Genomic DNA, 21,589 nt, shown 5'->3' with positions numbered 1-21,589 from the left:
AGATATTCATGCCAGGTTAGGGACGACGAGGCAGGAAAGACCCTTTAAGTGTTCTATTACAAGCGCAATCAAACGCTGCTGGGCGGTGCACTGACGACTGCGGAACTGGTGTTCCACGCGGTGGTGCGGAACGTGCGCGCGCAGCATCCGAATGCGGTGATCGCGATTATGCTTAACGTTGTGCAATTGCTGGTGATGATGGTTACCTTCTATTTGCTCATGTCGCTGATGGGCCGGGGCGGGGTCGCCAGAATCAGGGGCGAATTTCTGCTGTATGTTCTGTCGGGTGTGTTCCCGTTCATGTTGCACATACAATCGATCGGCGCGATTTCCGGGGTTGGGTCCTCCAATAACCCGATGATGCTGCATTCGCCGATGAACGTAATGGTCACGATTCTCGCGGCGGCCTTCAGCACTTTCTATAAGTTCCTGCTGGCCATGTTCATCATCCTGTTCGTCTACAGTGTCGCGGTTGCTCCGCTTGAGGTGCAGAACCCCGGCGGCGCCTTCGCAATGCTGGTGCTGGCCTGGTTTACCGGCTGCGCGGTGGGGCTTGTGTTCATGGCGTTGAAACCGTGGGCCCCGAAGACCGTTTCGATGCTAACCAATATATATCGCCGTCTGAACATGGTGTTTTCCGGCAAGATGTTCATTGCGAACGCATTGGGTGGCGGGCTGTTGATGATGTTTGCCTGGAACCCGCTGTTTCACATCATCGACCAGACCCGCGGGTTCGTGTTCCGCAACTATTATCCAAGAAACACCAGCTGGGAATACGCGGCCTGGGTTGGAATCGCCCTGTTGATGATCGGTCTTATGGGTGAATTCTTTACCCGTCAGCACGTCTCAAAAAGCTGGAATGCGCGCCGCTAGCGCGCGACCCGCAGCGTAAGGTTTATGCGCCCGCCTTTGGGCAACAGGCGCGAGGATCTAAACCTGATCCGATCCACGCCGTGATAGGCAAGCCGCGCCGGACCGCCCATGACGACCACATCCCCCGAGCTCAGCCAGATCGACTCGGTCTTGCCGCCGCGCGTCGTGCTGCCAATCCGAAACAAGGCATCGTCGCCCAGCGAAACCGACAGGACGGGCCATGAAAAATCTGCCTCGTCCTTGTCCTGGTGCAGGCCCATCTTTGCGCCTTCCCCGTAGTAGTTGATCAAACAGCAATCGGGCGCTCGCTCGGTGCTGACCAGATCGCGCCAGATATCCAGAATGGCGGCGGGGATTTCCGGCCAGTCACCACCTTTGGGGTGCTGATCCTGATACCGGTACCCCGCCTTGTCGGTCACCCAACCCAGGTCGCCTGCCGAGGTCATCCGAACTGACATCTCCTTGCCCGAAGGAGTAACCGGTCGGAACAGGGGCGCGGCTTTCAGAATCGGGCGCAAATCCGCGATCACCCGCGACTGGGCCGCAGGATCAAGATAACCTTTCCTGATATCGAACCCCCGCAAAACCAATCGCGCCATTCCGGAAACCCCAATCCTTTCCAATTCCTTGCCAAAAAAGGCATCAGAATCCCTAAAACCTGCGTTCTACGGTGCTTGCAGGCCTCTGGTCTCGCCCTTATATACGCCGGGACGCGCGATGGTAGTGCTGTCGCGCACATCAGGTCGGGGGCGGGATGCCGTAACGGGTCCGGTCGTCGAGACATCGCCTTGAAGAGAAAGGGATTGCAAAAATGGGAAAAGTAATCGGGATTGACCTCGGGACCACCAACTCTTGCGTGGCCATCATGGACGGTTCGCAGCCGAAGGTTATCGAAAACGCCGAAGGGGCGCGGACCACGCCCTCGATCGTCGCCTTCACTGAAGATGAGCGACTGGTCGGTCAGCCTGCAAAGCGTCAGGCGGTCACCAACCCCGACAACACGATCTTTGGCGTCAAGCGTCTGATCGGTCGCCGTGTGGATGATGCCGAAGTCGAAAAAGACAAGAAAATGGTGCCGTACGCTATCGTCGATGGCGGCAATGGCGACGCGTGGGTTCAGGCCCGCGGTGAAAAATACTCCCCAAGCCAGATTTCGGCCTTCACTCTGGGTAAGATGAAGGAAACCGCGGAAAGCTATCTGGGTGAGGAAGTCACGCAGGCGGTCATCACCGTTCCCGCATACTTCAACGACGCACAGCGTCAGGCCACCAAAGACGCCGGTAAAATCGCCGGTCTGGAAGTGCTGCGGATCATCAACGAACCGACAGCTGCCGCTCTGGCCTATGGTCTGGACAAGCAGGAAACCCAAACCATCGCAGTCTATGACCTTGGTGGCGGTACCTTCGACGTGACCATTCTGGAAATTGACGACGGCCTGTTCGAGGTCAAATCGACCAACGGCGACACCTTCCTGGGTGGTGAAGACTTTGACATGCGCATCGTCAACTACCTGGCGGATGAGTTCAAAAAGGAACACGGTGTCGATCTGTCTGCTGACAAGATGGCCTTGCAGCGTCTGAAAGAAGCCGCCGAAAAAGCCAAGATCGAACTCAGCTCGACCTCGCAGACCGAGATCAACCAGCCGTTCATCTCTATGGGTTCGAACGGTCAGCCGCTGCACATGGTCATGAAACTGACCCGTGCCAAGCTGGAATCCCTGGTCGGTGATCTGATCAAGAAGTCGATGAAGCCGTGCCAGGCTGCTCTGAAAGACGCCGGTCTGTCGGCTGCTGACGTGGACGAGGTTGTTCTGGTCGGTGGTATGACCCGGATGCCGAAAGTGATCGAAGAGGTCACGAAGTTCTTTGGCAAAGAGCCGCATAAAGGCGTGAACCCGGACGAAGTGGTTGCCATGGGTGCCGCCATTCAGGCCGGTGTTCTTCAGGGCGACGTCAAGGACGTGGTTCTGCTGGACGTGACCCCGCTGTCGCTGGGCATCGAGACGCTGGGTGGCGTGTTCACCCGCCTGATCGACCGCAACACCACGATCCCGACGAAAAAGTCTCAGGTCTTCTCGACCGCCGAGGACAACCAGAACGCCGTGACCATCCGCGTGTTCCAGGGCGAGCGTGAAATGGCTGCGGACAACAAGATCCTCGGTCAGTTCAACCTCGAAGACATCCCGCCCGCACCGCGTGGCATGCCCCAGATCGAGGTGACATTCGACATCGACGCCAACGGCATTGTCTCGGTTTCGGCCAAGGACAAAGGCACCGGCAAGGAACAGAAGATCACCATCCAGGCATCGGGCGGTCTGTCCGACGAAGACATCGAAAAGATGGTCAAGGACGCCGAAGAGAACGCGGAAGCCGACAAGGAACGCCGCGAGCTGGTCGACGCCAAGAACCAGGCGGAAAGCCTCATCCACTCGACCGAAAAGTCGATGGAAGAGCATGCCGACAAGGTCGACCCGACCACGATCGAAGCTATCGAACTGGCGATCGCCGCACTCAAGGACGAGCTGGAAACCAACAATGCCGACAAGATCAAGTCTGGCATCCAGAACGTCACCGAAGCAGCGATGAAGCTGGGTGAGGCGATCTACAAGGCGCAGTCCGAAGAGGCCGAGGACGAGCCTGCCGCAGCAGATGCCGCACATGGTGATGACGATATCGTCGATGCCGAGTTCGAAGATCTGGACGACGACAAGCGTAACTAACGGGTAACCGGGCCAATGTAGGCCGGTCCGGATGCCGGGCCGGCCTATTTACGTTGAGGCAGAAGGAAATACTGATGTCAAAACGCGACTATTACGAAGTGCTCGGCGTGTCCAAGGGCGCTTCGGCGGATGAGATCAAGAAAGGCTTTCGCACGAAAGCCAAAGAGCTGCATCCGGACCGCAACAAGGACAACCCGGATGCCGAGGCGCAGTTCAAGGAAGCCAACGAGGCTTATGACGTGCTGCGCGATGCCGACAAAAAGGCGGCCTATGACCGCTTTGGCCACGCCGCGTTTGAAAACGGCATGGGCGGTGGTGGTCGGCCTGGTGGTGGCTTTGGACAGGGCGATTTCTCCAGCGCGTTCTCGGATGTGTTCGACGACCTGTTCGGCGATTTCATGGGTGGACAACGTGGCGGTGGCGGTCGACGCGCCGCGCGCGGCTCGGACCTGCGCTATAACCTGCGCGTATCGCTGGAAGAGGCGTACTCGGGCCAGCAGAAAACCATCAATGTACCGACAGCCGTGGCCTGTTCCTCCTGCGAAGGAACCGGTGCAGAAGGCGGGGTCGAGCCGACAACCTGCCCCACCTGTTCCGGCATGGGCAAGGTACGGGCGCAACAGGGCTTCTTTACGGTCGAACGAACCTGCCCCACCTGCTCGGGTCTGGGTCAGATCATCAAGAACCCCTGCAAATCCTGTAAAGGTGCAGGCCGCGTCGAAAAAGATCGCGCCTTGTCGGTCAACATCCCCGCTGGTGTCGAAACCGGTACCCGTATTCGTCTGGCAGGTGAAGGCGAGGCCGGAATGCGCGGTGGCCCTCCGGGCGACCTCTACATCTTTGTGGAAGTGTCTGATCACAAATTGTTCGAACGCGACAGCGTGAACCTCTATTGCCGTGTACCGGTCAGCATGGCCAAGGCCGCGCTGGGTGGATCGATCGAGGTTCCGACAATCGATGGCGGCCGTGGGCGGGTGCAGATCCCGGCAGGCAGCCAGTCGGGCCGGCAAATGCGCCTGCGCGGCAAAGGTATGCCCGCGCTGCGCGGCGGCGGTGTTGGCGACATGTTTATCGAACTGGCGGTTGAAACCCCGGTCAACCTGACCAGCCGCCAAAAAGAACTGCTGCGCGAGTTTGATGACCTGGGCGAAGATAACCACCCGGAATCAAAAAGCTTCTTCTCATCCGTCAAATCCTTCTGGGACGGTATGAAAAGCTGACAACCAGGGTTACGGGGGCTCTGCCCCCGCCGCTCGTTCCGGGCGCCTCCCCCGGGATATTTCCGGCCAGATGAAGCAGGGATCCTTTATTCATCTGGCTCTAAATATCCCGGAGCGCGAGGCAGAGCCTCGCGAAATACTCCCTAAAGACATTCAATTGGCCTTATCAGATGACCAAAAGTGGCAATGCATTTGCCAAATTGGGTCTTGATTCCGACCGTCGACCCTGAAATTGTCCGCGACAACCGTTGGGGTGCCCTGTGAAAGGGCTGAGAGGCGCGACCGCGTTAACCCATCGAACCTGATCCGGGCAATTCCGGCGTAGGGAACGGTCTTATGAACACAGACGTTTTCCCTACCTCGTTGCCCAAAGAAGATGGAGCAACGACATGGCGGCAATTGCCCTGACCATTGCAGGATCTGACAGCGGCGGAGGCGCCGGGATTCAGGCCGATCTGAAAGCGATGTCGGCGCTGGGTGTATTCGGCGCAAGCGTCATTACCGCTGTTACGGCGCAGAACACGCAAGCCGTCACTGCGGTGCATAGGGTTCCGCTGGATGTCATTGCCGCTCAAATCGACGCGGTGCTCAGCGATCTGGATGTGACGGCCATCAAGATCGGTATGCTTGCGACGCCAGAGATCATTCATACAGTGGCCCAAGGCCTGGAAGCGTTCAAAGGCCCCGTCGTTCTTGATCCTGTCATGATCGCAAAATCCGGAGATGCGTTGTTGGCGCAGGAAGCGGTCCGGACTCTGCGCGAAGTGATGGTGCCAATAGCGACTGTGCTGACACCCAATCTGCCCGAAGCGGCATGTTTGCTGGGTGCGAAACCGGCGCAATCACCGGACGAGATGGCAGCACAAGGCAAGGCCCTGTGCGCTCTGGGCGCGGATGCGGTTTTGATGAAGGGCGGGCATGGGTCGGGCGATGTCTGCCACGATCTGTTGGTCGACCCCTCAGGCGTCGTGGCCGCATTTCAGGCCCCGCGTCAGAACACGAGAAACACCCACGGAACCGGATGCACCCTGTCGTCTTCGATCGCCGCCGGTTTGGCCAGGGGCCTGCCGCTGAGGGATGCGATCGCACAGGCGCATAATTATCTGCAAGGGGCCATCGCGCGGGCGGATGAGCTGAAGATTGGTGCCGGGCACGGTCCAGTGCACCACTTCCACCGGATCTGGCCCGCATGACACTCTGGTCGGTCATAGGTGCAGGCGTTGCGGGTCTGGCCGTGGCCAGCGAGCTTGTGTCACGCGGCGCAAGGGTGCAGGTTTTCGATCCGGGCGGCCCACCCGGCCCGCATGGGTGTTCCTGGTGGGCCGGTGGGATGCTGGCCCCCTGGTGTGAATATGAAAACGCGGAAGAACCGGTGCTGCGGCTGGGGCAGGAAGCAATCGAATGGTGGGCGCAGCGAACTCAGGTAAGCAGAAGTGGAACCCTTGTCGTTGCCAATGCGCGTGACCTGCCCGACCTGCGCCGGTTTGCACGCCGGACCGAAGGGTTCAGCGAGGTTGATCGCACGGAAATACTCGAATTAGAGCCCGATCTGAGCAAGTTCGGCAAAGCTCTGTATTTTGAAAACGAAGCGCACCTTGATCCTCGTCAGGCGTTGCGCGATCTGCATCGTCACCTGCAAGGCGCCGGCGTGGAATTCCACCGAAAGCTGGCTCCGGCGCAACTGGACAACGCCATAGACTGCCGGGGTTTGCACGCGCGCGAATATCTGCACGACCTGCGCGGCGTGAAGGGTGAGATGCTGGTTCTTCGTTGCCCCGATGTGACCCTTTCGCGCCCGGTGCGGTTATTGCATCCGCGGATGCCGCTCTACATCGTTCCGCGCGGGGACGGCGTCTACATGCTGGGCGCAACCATGATCGAATCCGAGGACAGCAGCCGCATCACCGCGCGTTCGATGCTGGAACTGCTCAGCGCGGCCTATGCCGTGAACCCGGCCTTTGGCGAGGCCGAGGTGCTGGAGATCGGCGTCGATCTGCGCCCCGCTTTCCCGGACAACCTGCCGCGTATCCGGCGATTGGGCCGGACAATTTATGCCAACGGGCTTTATCGCCATGGCTATCTGCTGGCCCCTGCACTGGCGCGGGGTGTCGCTGATCTGGCATTGGACAACACACATTCGGAGATGGTCGATGAAGATCGTGCTTAACGGCGAGACGCGCGATGTGCGCGCGGAAACCCTGTCGGATCTGTTGCTGGAATGCGGCTTCTCAGGCCGTGTGGCCACCGCCGTGAACGAAGATTTCGTGCCGTCAAGCCTACGTATTGGGCACAAACTGACCGATGGCGACCGGATCGAAGTTGTTGCGCCGATGCAGGGGGGCTGAGGATGAAGACGTTCTACGGCATCGAACTGCCGAACCCCTTGATGCTGGGCACCGCCCAATATCCCAGCCCTGCCATTCTGGAACAGGCCTTTCGCGAAAGCGGTGCGGCGGTTGCCACGGTATCGCTGCGGCGGGAATCCGGCGCGGGTCAGACATTCTGGCAGATGATTCGCGAGCTGGGTGTTCTGACCCTGCCAAATACGGCTGGCTGTCATACGGTGAAGGAGGCGGTGACCACAGCCCATATGGCGCGCGAAGTGTTTGATACCAAATGGATCAAGCTGGAACTGATTGGCCACACCGACAGTTTACAGCCGGATGTGTTCCAGCTGGTCGAGGCCGCGCGCATCCTGACCGAAGATGGGTTTGAGGTGTTTCCCTACACAACCGATGATCTGATCGTGAGCGAACGCCTGCTCGAAGCGGGGTGCGAAGTGCTGATGCCGTGGGGCGCGCCTATCGGGTCCGGGCGCGGGCTGAACAACGAATACGCCCTGCGGTCGATGCGGGCCGAGTTCCCTGACACGCCGCTGGTGGTGGATGCCGGGATCGGCCTGCCCAGCCACGCGGCCCATGCGATGGAACTGGGCTATGATGCCGTTCTGCTGAACACCGCTGTGGCCCGTGCCGGTGACCCCGTTCTGATGGCCAAGGCGATGGCGCGGGCAATCCATGCCGGACAACTGGCCCATCAGGCCGACCCGATCGAGGCACGCGATATGGCCGAACCTTCGACCCCCGTTGTTGGAAAGGCCTTCCTGTCATGACGCTGGACCGTTTCTATCCGATCTTCGATCACTCGGACTGGTTGCGGCGGATGCTGCCCCTGGGTGTCAAACTGGTGCAGCTGCGTATCAAGGATCAGCCGGTTGAGGTGGTGCGCGATCAGATTGCCGCCTCGCGTGATCTGTGCCGCGACTACGGAGCGGTTCTGGTGATCAACGATTACTGGCAACACGCCATCGATCTGGGTTGTGACTGGGTTCATCTGGGGCAAGAAGATCTGGATGATGCCGACCTGAAAGCCATCCGAAAAGCGGGTCTAAAGCTGGGTGTATCCACTCATGACGATGATGAGCTTGAGCGGGTTCTGGCCATGGATCCCGATTACGTGGCGCTGGGCCCGGTCTATCCGACCATTTTGAAAAAGATGAAATGGCATCAGCAGGGCCTGCCCCGCGTGACCGAATGGAAGGCGCGGGTTGGCGACATTCCTCTGGTCGGCATTGGCGGCATGAGCGTCGAGCGCGCAGCAGGGGTGCTGGCTGCCGGGGCCGACATTGTCTCGGCCGTCACGGATATCACGCTGAACGCCGACCCCGAAGCGCGGGTGCGTGCTTGGATCGAGGTCACGAGATGAACCGCTACGCCCGCCAGACGCAGCTGCCCGAGGTTGGGGCTGAAGGACAGGCCCGCCTGATTGCGGCCCGTGTTCTGGTGGTCGGCGCAGGTGGTCTGGCCGCGCCGCTTCTGCCGCTATTGGCCGGGGCCGGGGTGGGGCATATCACAATTGTCGATGGTGACATCGTCGATCCGTCGAACCTGCATCGCCAGACATTGTTTTCAGAAGAAGATTGCGGGCTGTCAAAAGCCGAACGCGCCGCTGACCGATGCCGTGCGTTGAATGCCGAAATCGATGTGATCGCCAAGAAAATGGCTCTAACAGGGGAAAATGCGCCCAATCTGGTGTCGCAGGCGGATATTATCCTGGATTGTGCCGACAGCTATGCGGTCAGTTATATGCTGTCGGATACCTGTCTGGCACAAGGCAAGCCGCTGATCAGCGCCTCGGTGCTGGGGCTTTCAGGTTATGTGGGCGGATTCTGTGGCAGCGCACCTTCTCTGCGAGCCGTTTTCCCCGATGCGCCGGATAGCGGCGCAAGCTGCGCCACGGCGGGTGTTCTGGGCCCCGTTGTCGGTGTGATCGGGGCCATGCAGGCGCAGATGGCGCTGAACCTGATCTTGCGGCTTGACCCGTCCCCGCTTGGGCAGATGGTGCAATATGACGCGCGAACCCTGCGCAGTACCGGGTTTCGTTTTGATGACGCGCCGGAACCGGCAAGCTGTTTCCGCTTTCTCTCTGCCAGTCAGTTGAGGGAGACAGACCAGATTGTCGAACTGCGTGACCCGGACGAAGCGCCGGTTCCGGCCCACCCGAATGCGACGCGTATTTCACCCGAAGAAATACAAAAAATAGACTCTAAAAAAGGGCAACGCCTTGCTCTTTGCTGTGCCACCGGGCTGCGCGCATGGCGCGCTGCCGAGAAAATTCAACCGATTTGGCCGGGCGAGATTGTCCTCGTCGCGGCCTCAACCTCCTGAGAAAAGGAAACGTGAGATATGAAAAAGCTGATGACAGCCCTTGCCCTTCTGGCCGCCGCGCCGGCCTGGGCCGAAGACAAGATGACCGTCCTGCTGGACTGGTTCATCAACCCCGACCACGGGCCCATCATCTTGGCACAGGAAAACGGCTACTTTGCCGAGCAGGGATTGCAGGTCGAAGTCGTTGCCCCCGCCGACCCGTCCGCGCCGCCGCGTCTGGTGGCTGCCGGTCAGGCGGATCTGGCGGTATCCTATCAGCCGCAGCTGCATTTGCAGATTCACGAAGGGCTGCCGCTGAAACGGGTCGGCACGCTGGTCGCGACGCCCCTGAACTGCCTGCTGGTTCTGAAAGACGGGCCGATCAAATCGCCCGCTGACCTCAAAGGCAAGAAAATCGGCTTTTCCGTCGCCGGTGTGGAAGAGGCCATCCTCAGCACCGTGCTTGGCAAATACGACGTCGCGCTGGATGATGTTGAGATGATCAACGTAAATTTCTCGCTCTCGCCCTCGCTGATGACCGGTCAGGTGGATGCGGTGATTGGCGCCTATCGCAACTTCGAACTGAACCAGATGGATATCGAAGGCCGCCCCGGCACCTGTTTCTATATCGAGGAAGAAGGCGTGCCGTCTTATGACGAACTGATCTATGTCGCCAACCCCGATACGATGGACAAAGACAAGATCGCCCGTTTCCTGGCCGCGACCGAAAAAGCGACTCAGTACATCGTCAACAACCCGGAAAAAAGCTGGGAGGTCTTCTCGGCCACATCACCCGAGTTGCAGGACGAGCTGAACGCGCGGGCATGGGTCGACACGCTGCCGCGCTTTGCCCTTCGTCCCGCCGGGTTTGACGCTGGCCGTTATGCCCGGTTCGAAGCATTCCTGAACGACAGCGGCATGATCGACACTGTCCTGCCCGTCAGCGACATTGCCATCGACGTCACCGCGCAATGAGCGATTATGGCAAAGCCTTTGCGCTGATGCGCGATGCGGCGCAGGGGCCGTGGCGGGATTACACCCGCCACGCTTTTGTCGAAGCCCTGAAAGACGGCACCCTGCCACGTCCGGCGTTCCTGCACTATCTGCGTCAGGATTACGTGTTCCTGATCCACTTCTCGCGCGCCTGGGCGCTGGCCGTGGTGAAATCGGAAACACATGCTGAAATGCTGGCGGCGTCGCGTACCGTGAACGGCCTGATCAGCGAAGAGATGAAGCTGCATATCGGTATTTGCGAAGCAGAAGGCATTTCGCAGTCCGATCTGTTTGCAACGCCTGAACGGCCCGAGAATCTGGCCTATACCCGCTTTGTTCTCGAGGCGGGCTATAGCGGCGATCTGCTGGATCTTCTGGCAGCACTTGTACCGTGCGTCATGGGATATGGTGAGATTGGCACCCGCCTGTCTGCGGAGGCAACATCAACGACCTATCGTGGCTGGATCGATACCTATGCGGACGAGGGCTATCAGAACGCCTGCGCGGCCGTGGGCGAATTGCTGGATTCGGCTCTAACAAGGCGGATTGGGGCGGATTTTCAATCGTCACCTCGCTGGGATCGTCTGTGCCGGACGTTCCGTACGGCGACGGAATTGGAGGTCAACTTCTGGCAGATGGGTCTGACCCCATGACCCCGGCACCCGATCTGACCATCAGCGGTACAGCCACGATCGACGGCGCGACTTTGTTCGCGCCGCTGACCCTGACGCTTGGCGCCGGGGCGTGGACCTGTCTGCTGGGTGGATCGGGTGTTGGAAAAACCACGGTCTTGCGGCTGATTGCCGGGCTGGAAACCGGGGCTGAATTCTCGGGCCGGATCACCGCCAGCGATGGTCAGCCGGTTTCGGACCGGGTTGCCTATATGGCGCAGGACGACCTGTTGCTGCCTTGGGCGAGTGTTGCGCAGAACGTCTCGTTGGGCGCGCGGCTGCGGGGCGAGAAAGTTGACGTTGACCGGCGTGACCGCCTGATCGAACGGATGCGCTTGCAGGACCATATGACCAAGAAACCGCCCGAGCTTTCGGGCGGGCAGCGTCAGCGCGTGGCGCTGGCCCGCACCCTGATGGAAGACCGGCCGATCGTGTTGCTGGACGAACCCTTTTCCGCCCTTGATGCCCGAACCCGTGCCGATATGCAGGATCTGGCCGCCGAGGCGCTAAAAGGCCGCACTGTCCTTCTAGTGACCCACGATCCGGGCGAGGCCGCGCGTCTGGGGCAATCCATCGTCGTCATGACACAGCCCGGGCTGACGCCCTGCGACCCGCCGGTTGCTCCAGCCCCGCGCAGCGTGGATGATCTGCAGACGCTGGAAACACAAGGCGCGCTTTTGCGGCTGCTGCGGGAGGGCGGTGTATGAAGTCTCTCTCTGTTCTGGCAGCAACCCTGTTTGCCCTTGCCATCTGGCAGGGAATCGTGACCCTGACCGGATTGCCAAAATTCATCCTGCCCGGTCCCGCAGTGGTTGCCGAGACCTGGTGGCAGAACCGCTGGCTGATTGCAGAACACACCTGGATCACAGCCATCGAGGTCATTATCGGCCTTGCCTGCGGCACGCTGCTGGGCGTTGTCACCGCATTGCAGCTGGCCAATTCCCGCGCCGCACGGGTTCTGGTACAGCCAATGCTGGTGTTCACTCAGGCCCTGCCGGTCTTTGCGCTGGCCCCGTTGCTGACCCTATGGCTGGGCTATGGCCTGTTGTCCAAGGTCGCGATGGCGGTGCTGATCATCTATTTCCCGATCACGTCGTCCTTTTTTGACGGTTTGATGCGGACACCGCAGGGGTATCTGGACCTTGCGCGCACGATGCAGGCGGGCAAGCGCGCTGTGTTGTGGCACATCCGTATCCCTGCGGCGTTGCCGTCTTTGGCCTCGGGGATGCGGCTTGCGGCGGTGTATGCGCCGATCGGTGCCGTGATCGGTGAATGGGTCGGTTCATCGCAAGGTCTGGGATATCTGATGCTGCTGGCCAATGGCCGCGCCAAGACGGACCTGATGTTTGCGGCGATGCTGACGCTGGGCGTGTTTTCGATCCTTCTGCACATGATTGTCCGCCGCGCCACCGCGCGTATGGCTGGAGAGGCGCGTTAACCTTTCGGAAAGTGATTCTGCGACAGGGTAAACGCATGACACAGGACGCCTTTGCCGAAGCCCCCATGCTGTTTGATACGGACGAAGCGCCAGCGCAGCCGCTGCCGAATGGTCGGTTACCCTCCTACATCAAAGACCATCGCAAGCGGCTGCGCGAACGGTTCATGGCGGGCGGGTCAGCAGCGATCCCGGATTATGAGTTGCTGGAGCTGGTTTTGTTCCGGTCCATCCCGCGGCAGGATGTGAAACCATTGGCGCGGGCACTGTTGAATGCCTTTGGCGATTTCAACCGCGTGTTGACAGCGCCCGAAGAACGGCTGCGTCAGATCAAGGGCGTTGGTGATACGGTCATCACCGATCTGAAAATCCTCGAAGCCTGCGCGCATCGGATGGCACGGGCGCGGGTGATGCAACGGCACGTGATATCCAGCTGGGACGCGCTGCTGGACTATTGCCATACAACAATGGCGCATCGCGAGACCGAGCAATTTCGCGTTTTCTATCTGGATCGCAAGAACGTCCTGATCGCGGATGAGGAACAGGCCAAAGGCACCGTGGATCACGTGCCCGTCTATCCGCGCGAAGTGGCCAAAAGGGCGCTGGAGCTGAATGCCTCGGCCTTGATCCTGGTGCACAACCATCCTTCGGGCGACCCAACGCCGTCACAGTCGGACATCGACATGACCAACCGCATACAGGATGCCTGTTCCGCCCTGGGGCTGACGCTGCATGACCACCTGATCATCGGCAAATCGACCGAGCTCAGCTTTCGTTCCGAAGGGTATCTCTAGCGGCTACTGCACCCAAATCTCGACCCGCCGGTTGACCTTGCGGCCCCATTCGGTGTCGTCGCAGGCCATGGGCATCGCCTCGCCAAACCCTTCGGCGGTAACCGCGATACTGTCAGGGATCGGGGCTTCAAGCGCGGCGATAACCGCGTTTCGCACGGTTTGCGCGCGCCTCAGGGCGATGCGGGCATTTGAAACGGCACCCCCGTCCCCATCGCTGAAGCCTGCAAACACAACCTTGCGTGCCTGCAACGTACCCGCGTCCAGCATTTGCGCCAGCTGCTGAATATTGGCGCGTGACTGCGCGTCCGGGCGGGACGATCCGGGTTCGAACCGAACCGACAGGGACAGGCGCGACAAGGGGCGCAGGGTCTTGATCATGCGTTGCAATTCCTCAAGCCCAACCTCAGTTCCACCAGTGACGACCGCATTGGCAAGCCGGTCCCCCTGCACGCCAACCGGCAGGGTTTCAGCAGATTGATCCACATATCCTGCGTCACGTATCGCCATCTGCGCATCGGGGCTTTGGCTATAGGCCAGAAACTGCCGCGCAATCCGGGGCAGGCGTCGTTCCGGCAGATACAGGAACATGGGCATATTCAGCGGGTAATCTTCAGTCTTGATCGACTGGCGGGTCGCGGCCAGCGGATGCCCGCACCCGCCGGTCAACGGCAAAGCGCGGGTGCCATGGGCCGATGCCTTGCTGGCGATCCCGATGGAGAACGGATCCTTAGCCACGGCCGCGGTCAGGTCATGTATGCGTTTGTGGCGGGTCGCCGTATCGGTCAGGTCCACACCGGCGGTTTTCAGAACCTGATCCTCGACCGCCTGCGCCAGCCCCGACCCGGCCTCTGGCACGTGCAGTGCAATAGGGGCATCCGGCCCACCCAGCTGCGCCCAGTTGCTGACCTCTCCGGACAGAATCCGGGCCAGATCCGCCAGCGAAACCTGCCGCATAACGCTATCGGGGGCCACGACCGGGACCATGGCATCCAGTGCAATGACCCGTGACCGACGGGCGCGCTTCAGATCACCCAACCCCGCAGCCTCGGCAGCCTCCCGCTCGGCCTCGCGCATCTCGCGCAGGGCCATCACGATATCCGCCCGGTCCGCGATCAGGTCGCTGAACCCGCGATCGGTGGTGCCCACGTCAAAGAAAAACCGTGCCAGCGGCGCCGCCCGGCCTGCCTGATGCAGCTCGTAAACAAAGGTGTCCTCATCCACGCGGGCGGGGGTCGCGGTCAGGTCTTCCTGACGGGCAAAGCCGATGATCAGGGCGGGCAGCACCGTTTCGGCCATCACCGATGATCCGGAAAACTGCACTTCGGCGACGAAATCGATCAGATTGGGGCAGGCGGGCCCCTCACAAGTGACACCCGAACCATCCACGGTCAGCGTCCCGAATTGCGTATCGACGCGATAGAACTCACCGTCAAAGCTCAGCAGATTGCCGGTCACTTCGACCTTGCCATCATGCGAGGTCAATGTGATGTCCTGCCCAAAAGCACCGGTCGCCACCGTCACGGAAAACAGCGCAGCCACCGCCACACGGAAAAATGTCATAAGAGGTTCAAGCCTGCCTGCGGATTACTTTGCCGCGATTGTCAGGTCTGAGAGCAGATTATTCAACACCAGAAACTCGCCCGCGCGCGAACAATCCGGCAGGGTCACTGACATGTCGCGCGACCGCAGGCGGCGGTCCGACAACAACTCCAGCGACTGCACGTTCAGCGTGTGGCCGCAATTTGCATCGGTCACTTCGGCCTCGACAGTCAGGTCAATCGTGCCCGACTGTTCCGATGTACTGGCCGGGAAAGAATACACTTCGATATTCTGAGTGATCCCGGAACCGGACTGGCCCAGACGCACAACCTCTCCGGCGCCTTCTGCAGATGCGTCATCCCAGACATGGCCATCCGCACCATAGCTGGCACCAAATTCCAGCGCGTGAATCTGCAACTCGGTTTCCCCCTGCCATTGCAGGACAACACGATCGAAACCGGCGATTTCAGGGACGTGAGTGGTGGCGACGGTGCCTGTTTCATCTTCGAAAGAAAACAGGAAGATCGCGTATTCCGAAAGGGCCGGGATCGCCATGTCCAGCGCGCCGCTGGCATCCGTCATCTGGCTAACAGTCAGGCCGCTATGGTGAATTTCAATCCGCTCGTTCTTGTGGCACGGCGCTTTCAGCGACAGGTGCGCCATGGCACCGGGTGCTGCGTTTGCGTGCGCGCTGATCCGGCAGTTCGATGTCTTGGGGGCAGTGGGTACAGCGCGGGGTGCCGGTGTAACAGTGACCGGATCGGCATCTGATACGGTGGCTGAAGTCAGAACGATACTGTCCAGTCCCGACAGAATCGAAGACTGATCGGCAACAGAGGCCACATCGACACCGCCCTGCGCGCGGTTCTGCTGCGCAGCCGGTCCGTTCTGCATCAGATAGCCTATGCCCAGGGCACAAGCGACCGTTCCGCACATGGTTACGTAGTTGCGAACTACAAACAAGACACCCTCCCCAGTTGAAGGAGCAGCTTGCACTCTCGCCACCAATCGCGGCCAATTTGTGGCCGCGAGACGGACTCATTGTGATCAAAGGGTGTTAACGTCAGGTCAATCTGCCGTGGCAGTGTTTGAACTTCTTGCCGGATCCGCAGGGGCACAGGTCGTTTCGCGACGGGTTACCCCAGGTCGACGGATCACTCTCATCAAACCCCGGCAGGGCATCGCCTGGCGCCGCCGCTTCGGCCTTGGCCTCGGCCTGGCTTGCGGCCTTGTCCACGGCCTGCTGTGCCTGCGCCTGTTGCGCCGCCATCTGCGCCAGCATTTCCTTCTGCTCTTCTTCGGTCAGTGGACGCACGCGCGACAATTGCTGTGTAACGGTTTCCCGCAAACCGTCCAGCATGGATTCGAACAGCTGGAAGCTTTCGTTTTTGTATTCGTTCAGCGGGTCGCGCTGGGCATAGCCGCGGAAACCCACGACCGAGCGCAGATGTTCCAGCGTCAGCAGATGCTCGCGCCATTTGCTGTCGATGGTTTGCAACAGCACCTGCTTTTCGATGTTGCGCATGTTTTCGGGACCAAAGGCAACCGCCTTCTGGGCCATCATCTCATCCGCGGCCTTGATCAGGCGCTCGCGCACCTGCTCGTCATCCACGCCTTCTTCGGCAGCCCAGTCCTGAACCGGTGCATCGATGGTCAGCTTGTCCTTGATCGCCGCATGCAGACCGTCGGTATCCCACTGATCCGCATAGGATTTCGGCGGCATGTATTCGTCAATCAGATCGTCGATCACCTGCTCGCGCATATCCGAGACGATCTCGGACAGGTCATTGGCCGACATGATCTCGCGGCGCTGGCTAAAGATCACCTTGCGCTGATCGTTCATCACGTCATCGAATTTCAGTACGTTCTTGCGCATGTCGAAGTTGCGGCCCTCGACCTTGGACTGCGCACGTTCCAGCGACTTGTTCACCCACGGGTGAATGATCGCCTCGCCTTCTTTCATGCCCAACGTGGTCAGCACCTTGTCCAGCCGTTCCGAGCCAAAGATGCGCATCAGGTCGTCTTCAAGGCTCAGGTAGAATACGGTACGGCCCGGATCGCCCTGACGGCCCGAACGGCCGCGCAGCTGGTTGTCGATGCGGCGGCTTTCATGGCGTTCGGACGCCATCACATAAAGGCCCCCTGCGGCCAGAACCTTTTCTTTTTCTTCCGCGTGGCGCGCCTCTTCTGCGGCGCGCAGCTCCGACGGATCGGCCTCCGGGTTGTCCGCAATCGCTTGCAGCACCTTCATCTCGACGTTGCCGCCCAGCTGAATGTCGGTACCGCGACCGGCCATGTTGGTGGCGATGGTTACCGCGCCCAGACGGCCGGCATCGGCGACAATCTGCGCCTCCTGCTCGTGCTGGCGGGCGTTCAGAACGTTATGGGCGATGCCTTCCTTGGTCAGCATCTGGCTCAGCAGTTCCGATTTCTCGATCGAGGTTGTGCCCAGAAGAACCGGCTGACCCTTTTCCTGGGCTTTCTTGGTCTCTTCGATCATCGCGCCATATTTTTCCATGGCGGTGCGATAGACCTGATCGTCCTCGTCCACACGGGCAATCGGCTTGTTGGTCGGAACCTCGACCACGCCCAGGCCGTAAATCTCGGCAAATTCCTCGGCCTCGGTCAGGGCGGTCCCGGTCATGCCGCCCAGCTTGTCGTAAAGGCGGAAATAGTTCTGGAAGGTCACACTGGCCAGCGTCACGTTCTCAGGCTGAATCTGCACGTTTTCCTTGGCTTCGATGGCCTGATGCAGGCCCTCGGACAGGCGGCGGCCCGGCATCATGCGGCCCGTGAATTCGTCGATCAGAACGACATTGCCGTCGCGCACGATGTAATCCTTGTCGCGCTGGAACAGCTTGTGCGCGCGCAGACCCTGATTCACGTGATGCACCACGGTCGTGCTTTCCGGGTCATACAGCGAATGGCCTTCAGGAATCAGGCCGGCAGCCAACAGCTGCTGCTCCAGAAACTCGTTGCCCTCATCCGTGAAGGTCACGTTGCGGGCCTTTTCGTCCAACGTGTAGTGTTCGTCGGTCAGACTCGGGATCAGCGCATCGATGGCGGTATACAGGTCCGAGCGGTCCTGTGCCGGGCCCGAGATGATCAGCGGCGTCCGCGCCTCGTCGATCAGGATCGAATCGACCTCGTCCACAATCGCGAAATTGTGGTGTTTCTGGTAAACCTGCTCCAGATCGGCCTTCATGTTGTCGCGCAGATAGTCAAAACCCAGCTCGTTGTTGGTGGCATAGGTGATGTCGCAGGAATAGGCGGCCAGTTTTTCCGCGTCAGGCTGGCCCGACCAGATCACGCCTGTGGTCATTCCTACGGCAGCAAACACCTTGCCCATCCATTCCGCGTCGCGCTTGGCCAGGTATTCGTTCACCGTGACCACATGCACGCCCTTGCCGGTCAGCGCGTTCAGATAGGCAGGGAGGGTCGCGACCAGTGTCTTGCCCTCACCCGTCTTCATTTCCGAGATGTTACCCTGATGCAGGAAAACACCGCCCATCAGCTGCACGTCAAAGGCGCGCAGCCCCAGCGCGCGGCGGGCTCCTTCGCGCACGTTGGCAAAGGCTTCGGGCAGCAGATCGTCAAGGCTTTCGCCATCCAGCGCGCGTTTGCGCAGGTCTTCTGTCTTGTCGATCAGGCCCTGATCGGACAGTTTCTCGAACTCGGGTTCCAGCGCGTTGATCTTTTCGATCAGGGGGCGGGTCGCCTTGATCTTGCGGTCGTTCGGTGTTCCGAACACCTTTTTGGCGAGCGTTCCGAGTCCCAGCATGTTCACTCCAGCGGATCTGTTCTTGTCTTGGTTTTTGACAGGCTTGCCCACCTTGCGCGCAACCCATAGATACGGGGGGTGAAAGGCGGCCCTGTCCAAGGCTTCAAAGCGATGTAAGCGGCAGGTTCCAGAGTGTCAACGCTGCGCCCTGCCGCGGCAAGGAAATAGGATGATTCAATGCCCAAAGGCCTCACTTTTCTGCCATCGCTGGCTCTGACCGCCATGATGGCCCTGCCGCTGGCCGCCGAAACACAGCCGGATGCATCCACCGTGGTGGCGCGTGTGAACGGGGATGAGATCACTTTGGGTCACGTGATCGCAACCGTTGCCGCCCTGCCGCCGCAATACCAGCAGGCCGAAGATGATGTATTGTACGACTTCGTGCTGGAACAGCTGATCCAGCAGCAATTGCTGGGGCAACAGCAGGACGGGCTGAACAAACTGAACACGCTGCGGCTGAAAAATGAAGAACGCTCACTTCTGGCGGTTCAGACCGTCACAGCCCTGACCGATACTGTTGTCACGGACGAGGCCATTCAGGCAGCCTACGACGCGCAGTACAACGATTTCGCGGGTGAAGACGAATTCGATGCTAGCCACATTCTGGTCGAGACCGAAGAACAGGCCAACGACCTCAAGGCGCAGCTTGATGACGGGGCGGATTTCGCCGAACTCGCGCGCGCGCATTCCACCGGTCCGTCCGGCCCCAATGGCGGTGCTCTGGGCTGGTTCGGCAAGGGCCAGATGGTACCGGAATTCGAAACAGCCGTGGTCGCGCTTGAAAAAGGACAGGTGTCCGATCCGGTTCAGACGCAGTTCGGCTGGCATGTGGTCAAGCTGAACGACAAGCGCAAAACCGAAGCGCCCGCGCTGGACGCCGTGCGCGAAGAGCTTGCGCAAACCGTTCAGCAGGACGCCATTCAGGCGCGCATTGATGAACTGACACAGCAGGCCCAGATCGACCGCCCCGCTCTGGAAGGTGCCGGACCCGAAGTCCTGCGCCAGCTGGACCTGATTCAGGAGTAATCCCCGTGGCCAAGATCACCAAGGTTTCGCCGCTGGCGCCAGCGTCCTTCCCTGATTTGCCTGCAATTGACGGTGTGCGGTTCGCCACCGTCGCGGCGGGCGTGCGATATCAGGGCCGCACCGATGTCATGCTGGCCGTGCTGGACCCGGGCACATCTGTGGCCGGGGTCTTTACCCGTTCAGCCACGCGCGCCGCCCCGGTTCTGGATTGTCAGGACAAGATCGGCGGGCCCAGCGATGGCCCGGCGGCGATCCTGGTGAACTCGGGCAATGCCAATGCCTTTACCGGGCATTATGGTCAGACCTCGGTGGCCGAGGTGACGCAGGCCGTCTCGAAGGCGACAGGTGTTCCGGTCGAGCGGGTCTTTACCTCCTCAACCGGTGTCATTGGTGAGCCGCTGGCGCATGACCGCATCATTGCCAAGCTTGAAACGCTGAAGGCGGGTCTCAGCCGTCACGCGATCGAAGACGCCGCACGCGCGATCATGACCACGGACACCTTCCCGAAAGGGGCCGTGGCGCAGGTCGAAATTGATGGCAAAACAGTCTCTATTGCGGGGATTTCTAAGGGTTCCGGCATGATTGCGCCCGATATGGCGACCATGCTGGTCTATATCTTTACCGACGCCCGGGTCGAACAATCGGCGTTGCAGGCGATGCTGGGCGCGCAGACAGACCGGACGTTCAACTGCATCACCGTGGACAGCGATACATCCACCTCGGACAGCCTGCTGCTGTGCGCCACCGGCGCTTCGGGTGTGGACGCCACCGGCAATGCGGCCTTCGCCGAGGCGCTGGAAGCTGTGATGCTGGATCTGGCCCAGCAAGTGGTGCGCGATGGCGAAGGCGCCACGAAATTCGTCGAGATCCGCGTGACAGGGGCCGCAACAGACGCTGACGCCAAGATCCATGGCCTTGCCATCGCCAACTCTCCGCTGGTCAAAACCGCCATCGCGGGCGAAGATCCGAACTGGGGCCGTATCGTCATGGCCATCGGTAAATCCGGTGCCGCGGCGGATCGCGACCTGCTGAGCATTTCGTTCGGCGACATCCTTGTGGCCGAAAAAGGCTGGGTCAGCCCCGATTACAGCGAAGACGCAGCCGCCGCTTATATGAAAGGTCACGATCTGGTCATCGCCGTAGATCTGGGTCTGGGCGCGGGCAAATCCACCGTCTGGACCTGCGATCTGACCCACGGATATATCGAGATCAACGCGGATTACCGCTCGTGAAAACCGTGCTGGTCTCTGCAGTCGCCCTGATCGACATCGAGGGCCGGGTGCTGCTGGCCCAACGCCCCGAGGGTAAATCCATGGCCGGGCTTTGGGAATTTCCCGGCGGCAAGATCGAACCCGGCGAAACCCCCGAGGCCGCCCTGATCCGCGAATTGAACGAGGAACTGGGCATCGACACATGGGCCTCGTGCCTCGCCCCTCTGACCTTTGCCAGCCACAGCTATGATGATTTCCACCTGCTGATGCCGCTGTTCGCCTGCCGCAAATGGCAGGGCATCCCGCAGTCGAAAGAGGGGCAGGCGCTGAAATGGGTCCGCGCAAATGACCTGCGCAACTACCCCATGCCCGCCGCGGATGTGCCCCTGATCCCGATCCTGCGGGATTGGTTGTAAGGGCTCAAGGGGCGTCAAGCGCCAGCGCCCGAATTTCAGCTTGGCGGATTTGTTTGCCGATTTGTGGTAGTGTTCGAGTGCTTTCTCAATGACGAAGGAGTACCTCGTTATGATTGCAAGTCGAGTTGCAAAGCTTTGGGGGTCCAGGATTGTTTTGATTTTCGCCTTTGTTGTTTTGGCGGTTCATGGGGCTTTGTTGCACAAATGGCGTGAGGGATTCCCTGTTTGAATCCAGTGGGGTAGCAATGGTGCATGAGCAGTTGGT

At 60.2% G+C, this 21,589-nt stretch carries 21 protein-coding genes and 1 riboswitch; of the genes, 17 read left to right on the top strand and 4 right to left on the bottom strand.

The features are described from left to right. The first annotated feature begins 48 nt into the window (after window positions 1–48). The gene (locus AC2FPW_RS18160) at window positions 49–873 is read left to right on the top strand and encodes an ABC transporter permease (RefSeq protein ID WP_496814845.1); all 825 of its coding nucleotides are present in this window, start codon (window positions 49–51) and stop codon (window positions 871–873) included. Here the strand turns inward: AC2FPW_RS18160 and AC2FPW_RS18155 are convergent. Then, complete coding sequence (locus tag AC2FPW_RS18155) at window positions 870–1,472, bottom strand: alpha-ketoglutarate-dependent dioxygenase AlkB family protein (RefSeq protein WP_496814844.1); 603 nt, start codon at window positions 1,470–1,472, stop codon at window positions 870–872. The two genes, AC2FPW_RS18160 and AC2FPW_RS18155, sit on opposite strands and share 4 nt — an antisense overlap. Before the next feature lie 212 nt (window positions 1,473–1,684). Here AC2FPW_RS18155 and dnaK point away from each other — a divergent pair, with 212 nt between their 5' ends. The 13 genes from dnaK (at window position 1,685) to radC (ending at window position 13,351) form a co-directional block, all read left to right on the top strand. Then, complete coding sequence (dnaK, locus tag AC2FPW_RS18150) at window positions 1,685–3,592, top strand: molecular chaperone DnaK (RefSeq protein WP_480586961.1); 1,908 nt, start codon at window positions 1,685–1,687, stop codon at window positions 3,590–3,592. 74 nt (window positions 3,593–3,666) lie between these two features. Further along, window positions 3,667–4,812, top strand: coding sequence for a molecular chaperone DnaJ (gene dnaJ / locus AC2FPW_RS18145; RefSeq protein ID WP_480538354.1), 1,146 nt, complete (start codon window positions 3,667–3,669; stop codon window positions 4,810–4,812). A gap of 239 nt (window positions 4,813–5,051) precedes the next feature. Beyond that, window positions 5,052–5,157: riboswitch (TPP riboswitch) on the top strand. A 44-nt stretch (window positions 5,158–5,201) separates the two neighbouring features. Then, window positions 5,202–6,005 (top strand): bifunctional hydroxymethylpyrimidine kinase/phosphomethylpyrimidine kinase, encoded by an 804-nt coding sequence (thiD, locus tag AC2FPW_RS18140; protein WP_496814843.1) that lies wholly within the window; start codon window positions 5,202–5,204, stop codon window positions 6,003–6,005. Next, entirely contained in the window at window positions 6,002–6,979 is a 978-nt protein-coding gene (gene thiO, locus AC2FPW_RS18135) for a glycine oxidase ThiO (RefSeq protein WP_496814842.1), read from the top strand. The genes thiD and thiO overlap by 4 nt, the downstream gene beginning before the upstream one ends. Then, window positions 6,963–7,157, top strand: a complete 195-nt coding sequence (gene thiS / locus AC2FPW_RS18130; protein WP_480494004.1) for a sulfur carrier protein ThiS — start codon at window positions 6,963–6,965, stop codon at window positions 7,155–7,157. The genes thiO and thiS overlap by 17 nt, the downstream gene beginning before the upstream one ends. A gap of 2 nt (window positions 7,158–7,159) precedes the next feature. Further along, the gene (locus tag AC2FPW_RS18125) at window positions 7,160–7,924 is read left to right on the top strand and encodes a thiazole synthase (RefSeq protein ID WP_496814841.1); all 765 of its coding nucleotides are present in this window, start codon (window positions 7,160–7,162) and stop codon (window positions 7,922–7,924) included. Next, window positions 7,921–8,517 (top strand): thiamine phosphate synthase, encoded by a 597-nt coding sequence (locus AC2FPW_RS18120; RefSeq protein ID WP_496814840.1) that lies wholly within the window; start codon window positions 7,921–7,923, stop codon window positions 8,515–8,517. Before AC2FPW_RS18125 ends, AC2FPW_RS18120 begins: the two co-directional genes overlap by 4 nt. Next, window positions 8,514–9,479 (top strand): ThiF family adenylyltransferase, encoded by a 966-nt coding sequence (locus AC2FPW_RS18115; protein WP_496814839.1) that lies wholly within the window; start codon window positions 8,514–8,516, stop codon window positions 9,477–9,479. Before AC2FPW_RS18120 ends, AC2FPW_RS18115 begins: the two co-directional genes overlap by 4 nt. Before the next feature lie 18 nt (window positions 9,480–9,497). Then, a complete protein-coding gene (locus tag AC2FPW_RS18110) occupies window positions 9,498–10,433 on the top strand; it encodes an ABC transporter substrate-binding protein (RefSeq protein WP_496814838.1) in 936 nt (311 codons plus the stop codon). Next, window positions 10,430–11,104 carry a thiaminase II gene (tenA, locus tag AC2FPW_RS18105; protein ID WP_496814837.1) on the top strand — a complete coding sequence of 225 codons (675 nt, stop codon included), beginning with the start codon at window positions 10,430–10,432 and terminating at the stop codon, window positions 11,102–11,104. The genes AC2FPW_RS18110 and tenA overlap by 4 nt, the downstream gene beginning before the upstream one ends. After that, the gene (locus tag AC2FPW_RS18100; RefSeq protein ID WP_496814836.1) at window positions 11,101–11,829 is read left to right on the top strand and encodes an ABC transporter ATP-binding protein; all 729 of its coding nucleotides are present in this window, start codon (window positions 11,101–11,103) and stop codon (window positions 11,827–11,829) included. The genes tenA and AC2FPW_RS18100 overlap by 4 nt, the downstream gene beginning before the upstream one ends. After that, window positions 11,826–12,560, top strand: coding sequence for an ABC transporter permease (locus AC2FPW_RS18095; protein WP_480538346.1), 735 nt, complete (start codon window positions 11,826–11,828; stop codon window positions 12,558–12,560). Before AC2FPW_RS18100 ends, AC2FPW_RS18095 begins: the two co-directional genes overlap by 4 nt. Before the next feature lie 35 nt (window positions 12,561–12,595). Beyond that, complete coding sequence (radC, locus tag AC2FPW_RS18090) at window positions 12,596–13,351, top strand: RadC family protein (RefSeq protein WP_496814835.1); 756 nt, start codon at window positions 12,596–12,598, stop codon at window positions 13,349–13,351. A gap of 3 nt (window positions 13,352–13,354) precedes the next feature. Here radC and AC2FPW_RS18085 read toward each other — a convergent pair whose 3' ends face one another. The 3 genes from AC2FPW_RS18085 to secA form a co-directional block, all read right to left on the bottom strand. Beyond that, a complete protein-coding gene (locus AC2FPW_RS18085; protein WP_496814834.1) occupies window positions 13,355–14,911 on the bottom strand; it encodes a phosphate ABC transporter substrate-binding/OmpA family protein in 1,557 nt (518 codons plus the stop codon). A 24-nt stretch (window positions 14,912–14,935) separates the two neighbouring features. Beyond that, window positions 14,936–15,853 carry a hypothetical protein gene (locus AC2FPW_RS18080; protein WP_496814833.1) on the bottom strand — a complete coding sequence of 306 codons (918 nt, stop codon included), beginning with the start codon at window positions 15,851–15,853 and terminating at the stop codon, window positions 14,936–14,938. Between the two features lie 100 nt (window positions 15,854–15,953). Continuing rightward, window positions 15,954–18,671, bottom strand: coding sequence for a preprotein translocase subunit SecA (gene secA / locus AC2FPW_RS18075; protein WP_496814832.1), 2,718 nt, complete (start codon window positions 18,669–18,671; stop codon window positions 15,954–15,956). 177 nt (window positions 18,672–18,848) lie between these two features. On the opposite strand from secA, the gene AC2FPW_RS18070 reads away from it, so the two are divergent. The 3 genes from AC2FPW_RS18070 to mutT are packed head-to-tail and all read left to right on the top strand — an operon-like array spanning window position 18,849 to window position 21,324. Further along, window positions 18,849–19,697, top strand: a complete 849-nt coding sequence (locus tag AC2FPW_RS18070) for a peptidylprolyl isomerase (RefSeq protein WP_480482443.1) — start codon at window positions 18,849–18,851, stop codon at window positions 19,695–19,697. Between the two features lie 5 nt (window positions 19,698–19,702). Next, window positions 19,703–20,929 (top strand): bifunctional glutamate N-acetyltransferase/amino-acid acetyltransferase ArgJ, encoded by a 1,227-nt coding sequence (gene argJ, locus AC2FPW_RS18065; RefSeq protein WP_496814831.1) that lies wholly within the window; start codon window positions 19,703–19,705, stop codon window positions 20,927–20,929. Next, window positions 20,926–21,324: an 8-oxo-dGTP diphosphatase MutT gene (gene mutT / locus AC2FPW_RS18060; protein ID WP_496753231.1), complete on the top strand. Its 399-nt coding sequence runs from the start codon at window positions 20,926–20,928 to the stop codon at window positions 21,322–21,324. Before argJ ends, mutT begins: the two co-directional genes overlap by 4 nt. Window positions 21,325–21,589 lie beyond the last annotated feature (265 nt).

The sequence above is a fragment of the Ruegeria sp. SATB027 genome (assembly GCF_059613825.1).
The sequence above is the reverse complement of the archived record's forward strand: the minus strand, read 5'-3'. Positions and strand labels throughout refer to the sequence as shown.

Coding starts and splice junctions, on each gene's coding strand:
- AC2FPW_RS18155 (WP_496814844.1), bottom strand. CDS start 1,472: ATGGCGCGATTGGTTTTGCGGGGGTTCGATATCAGGAAAGGTTATCTT.
- dnaK (WP_480586961.1), top strand. CDS start 1,685: ATGGGAAAAGTAATCGGGATTGACCTCGGGACCACCAACTCTTGCGTG.
- dnaJ (WP_480538354.1), top strand. CDS start 3,667: ATGTCAAAACGCGACTATTACGAAGTGCTCGGCGTGTCCAAGGGCGCT.
- thiD (WP_496814843.1), top strand. CDS start 5,202: ATGGCGGCAATTGCCCTGACCATTGCAGGATCTGACAGCGGCGGAGGC.
- thiO (WP_496814842.1), top strand. CDS start 6,002: ATGACACTCTGGTCGGTCATAGGTGCAGGCGTTGCGGGTCTGGCCGTG.
- thiS (WP_480494004.1), top strand. CDS start 6,963: ATGAAGATCGTGCTTAACGGCGAGACGCGCGATGTGCGCGCGGAAACC.
- AC2FPW_RS18125 (WP_496814841.1), top strand. CDS start 7,160: ATGAAGACGTTCTACGGCATCGAACTGCCGAACCCCTTGATGCTGGGC.
- AC2FPW_RS18120 (WP_496814840.1), top strand. CDS start 7,921: ATGACGCTGGACCGTTTCTATCCGATCTTCGATCACTCGGACTGGTTG.
- AC2FPW_RS18115 (WP_496814839.1), top strand. CDS start 8,514: ATGAACCGCTACGCCCGCCAGACGCAGCTGCCCGAGGTTGGGGCTGAA.
- AC2FPW_RS18110 (WP_496814838.1), top strand. CDS start 9,498: ATGAAAAAGCTGATGACAGCCCTTGCCCTTCTGGCCGCCGCGCCGGCC.
- tenA (WP_496814837.1), top strand. CDS start 10,430: ATGAGCGATTATGGCAAAGCCTTTGCGCTGATGCGCGATGCGGCGCAG.
- AC2FPW_RS18100 (WP_496814836.1), top strand. CDS start 11,101: ATGACCCCGGCACCCGATCTGACCATCAGCGGTACAGCCACGATCGAC.
- AC2FPW_RS18095 (WP_480538346.1), top strand. CDS start 11,826: ATGAAGTCTCTCTCTGTTCTGGCAGCAACCCTGTTTGCCCTTGCCATC.
- radC (WP_496814835.1), top strand. CDS start 12,596: ATGACACAGGACGCCTTTGCCGAAGCCCCCATGCTGTTTGATACGGAC.
- AC2FPW_RS18085 (WP_496814834.1), bottom strand. CDS start 14,911: ATGACATTTTTCCGTGTGGCGGTGGCTGCGCTGTTTTCCGTGACGGTG.
- secA (WP_496814832.1), bottom strand. CDS start 18,671: ATGCTGGGACTCGGAACGCTCGCCAAAAAGGTGTTCGGAACACCGAAC.
- AC2FPW_RS18070 (WP_480482443.1), top strand. CDS start 18,849: ATGCCCAAAGGCCTCACTTTTCTGCCATCGCTGGCTCTGACCGCCATG.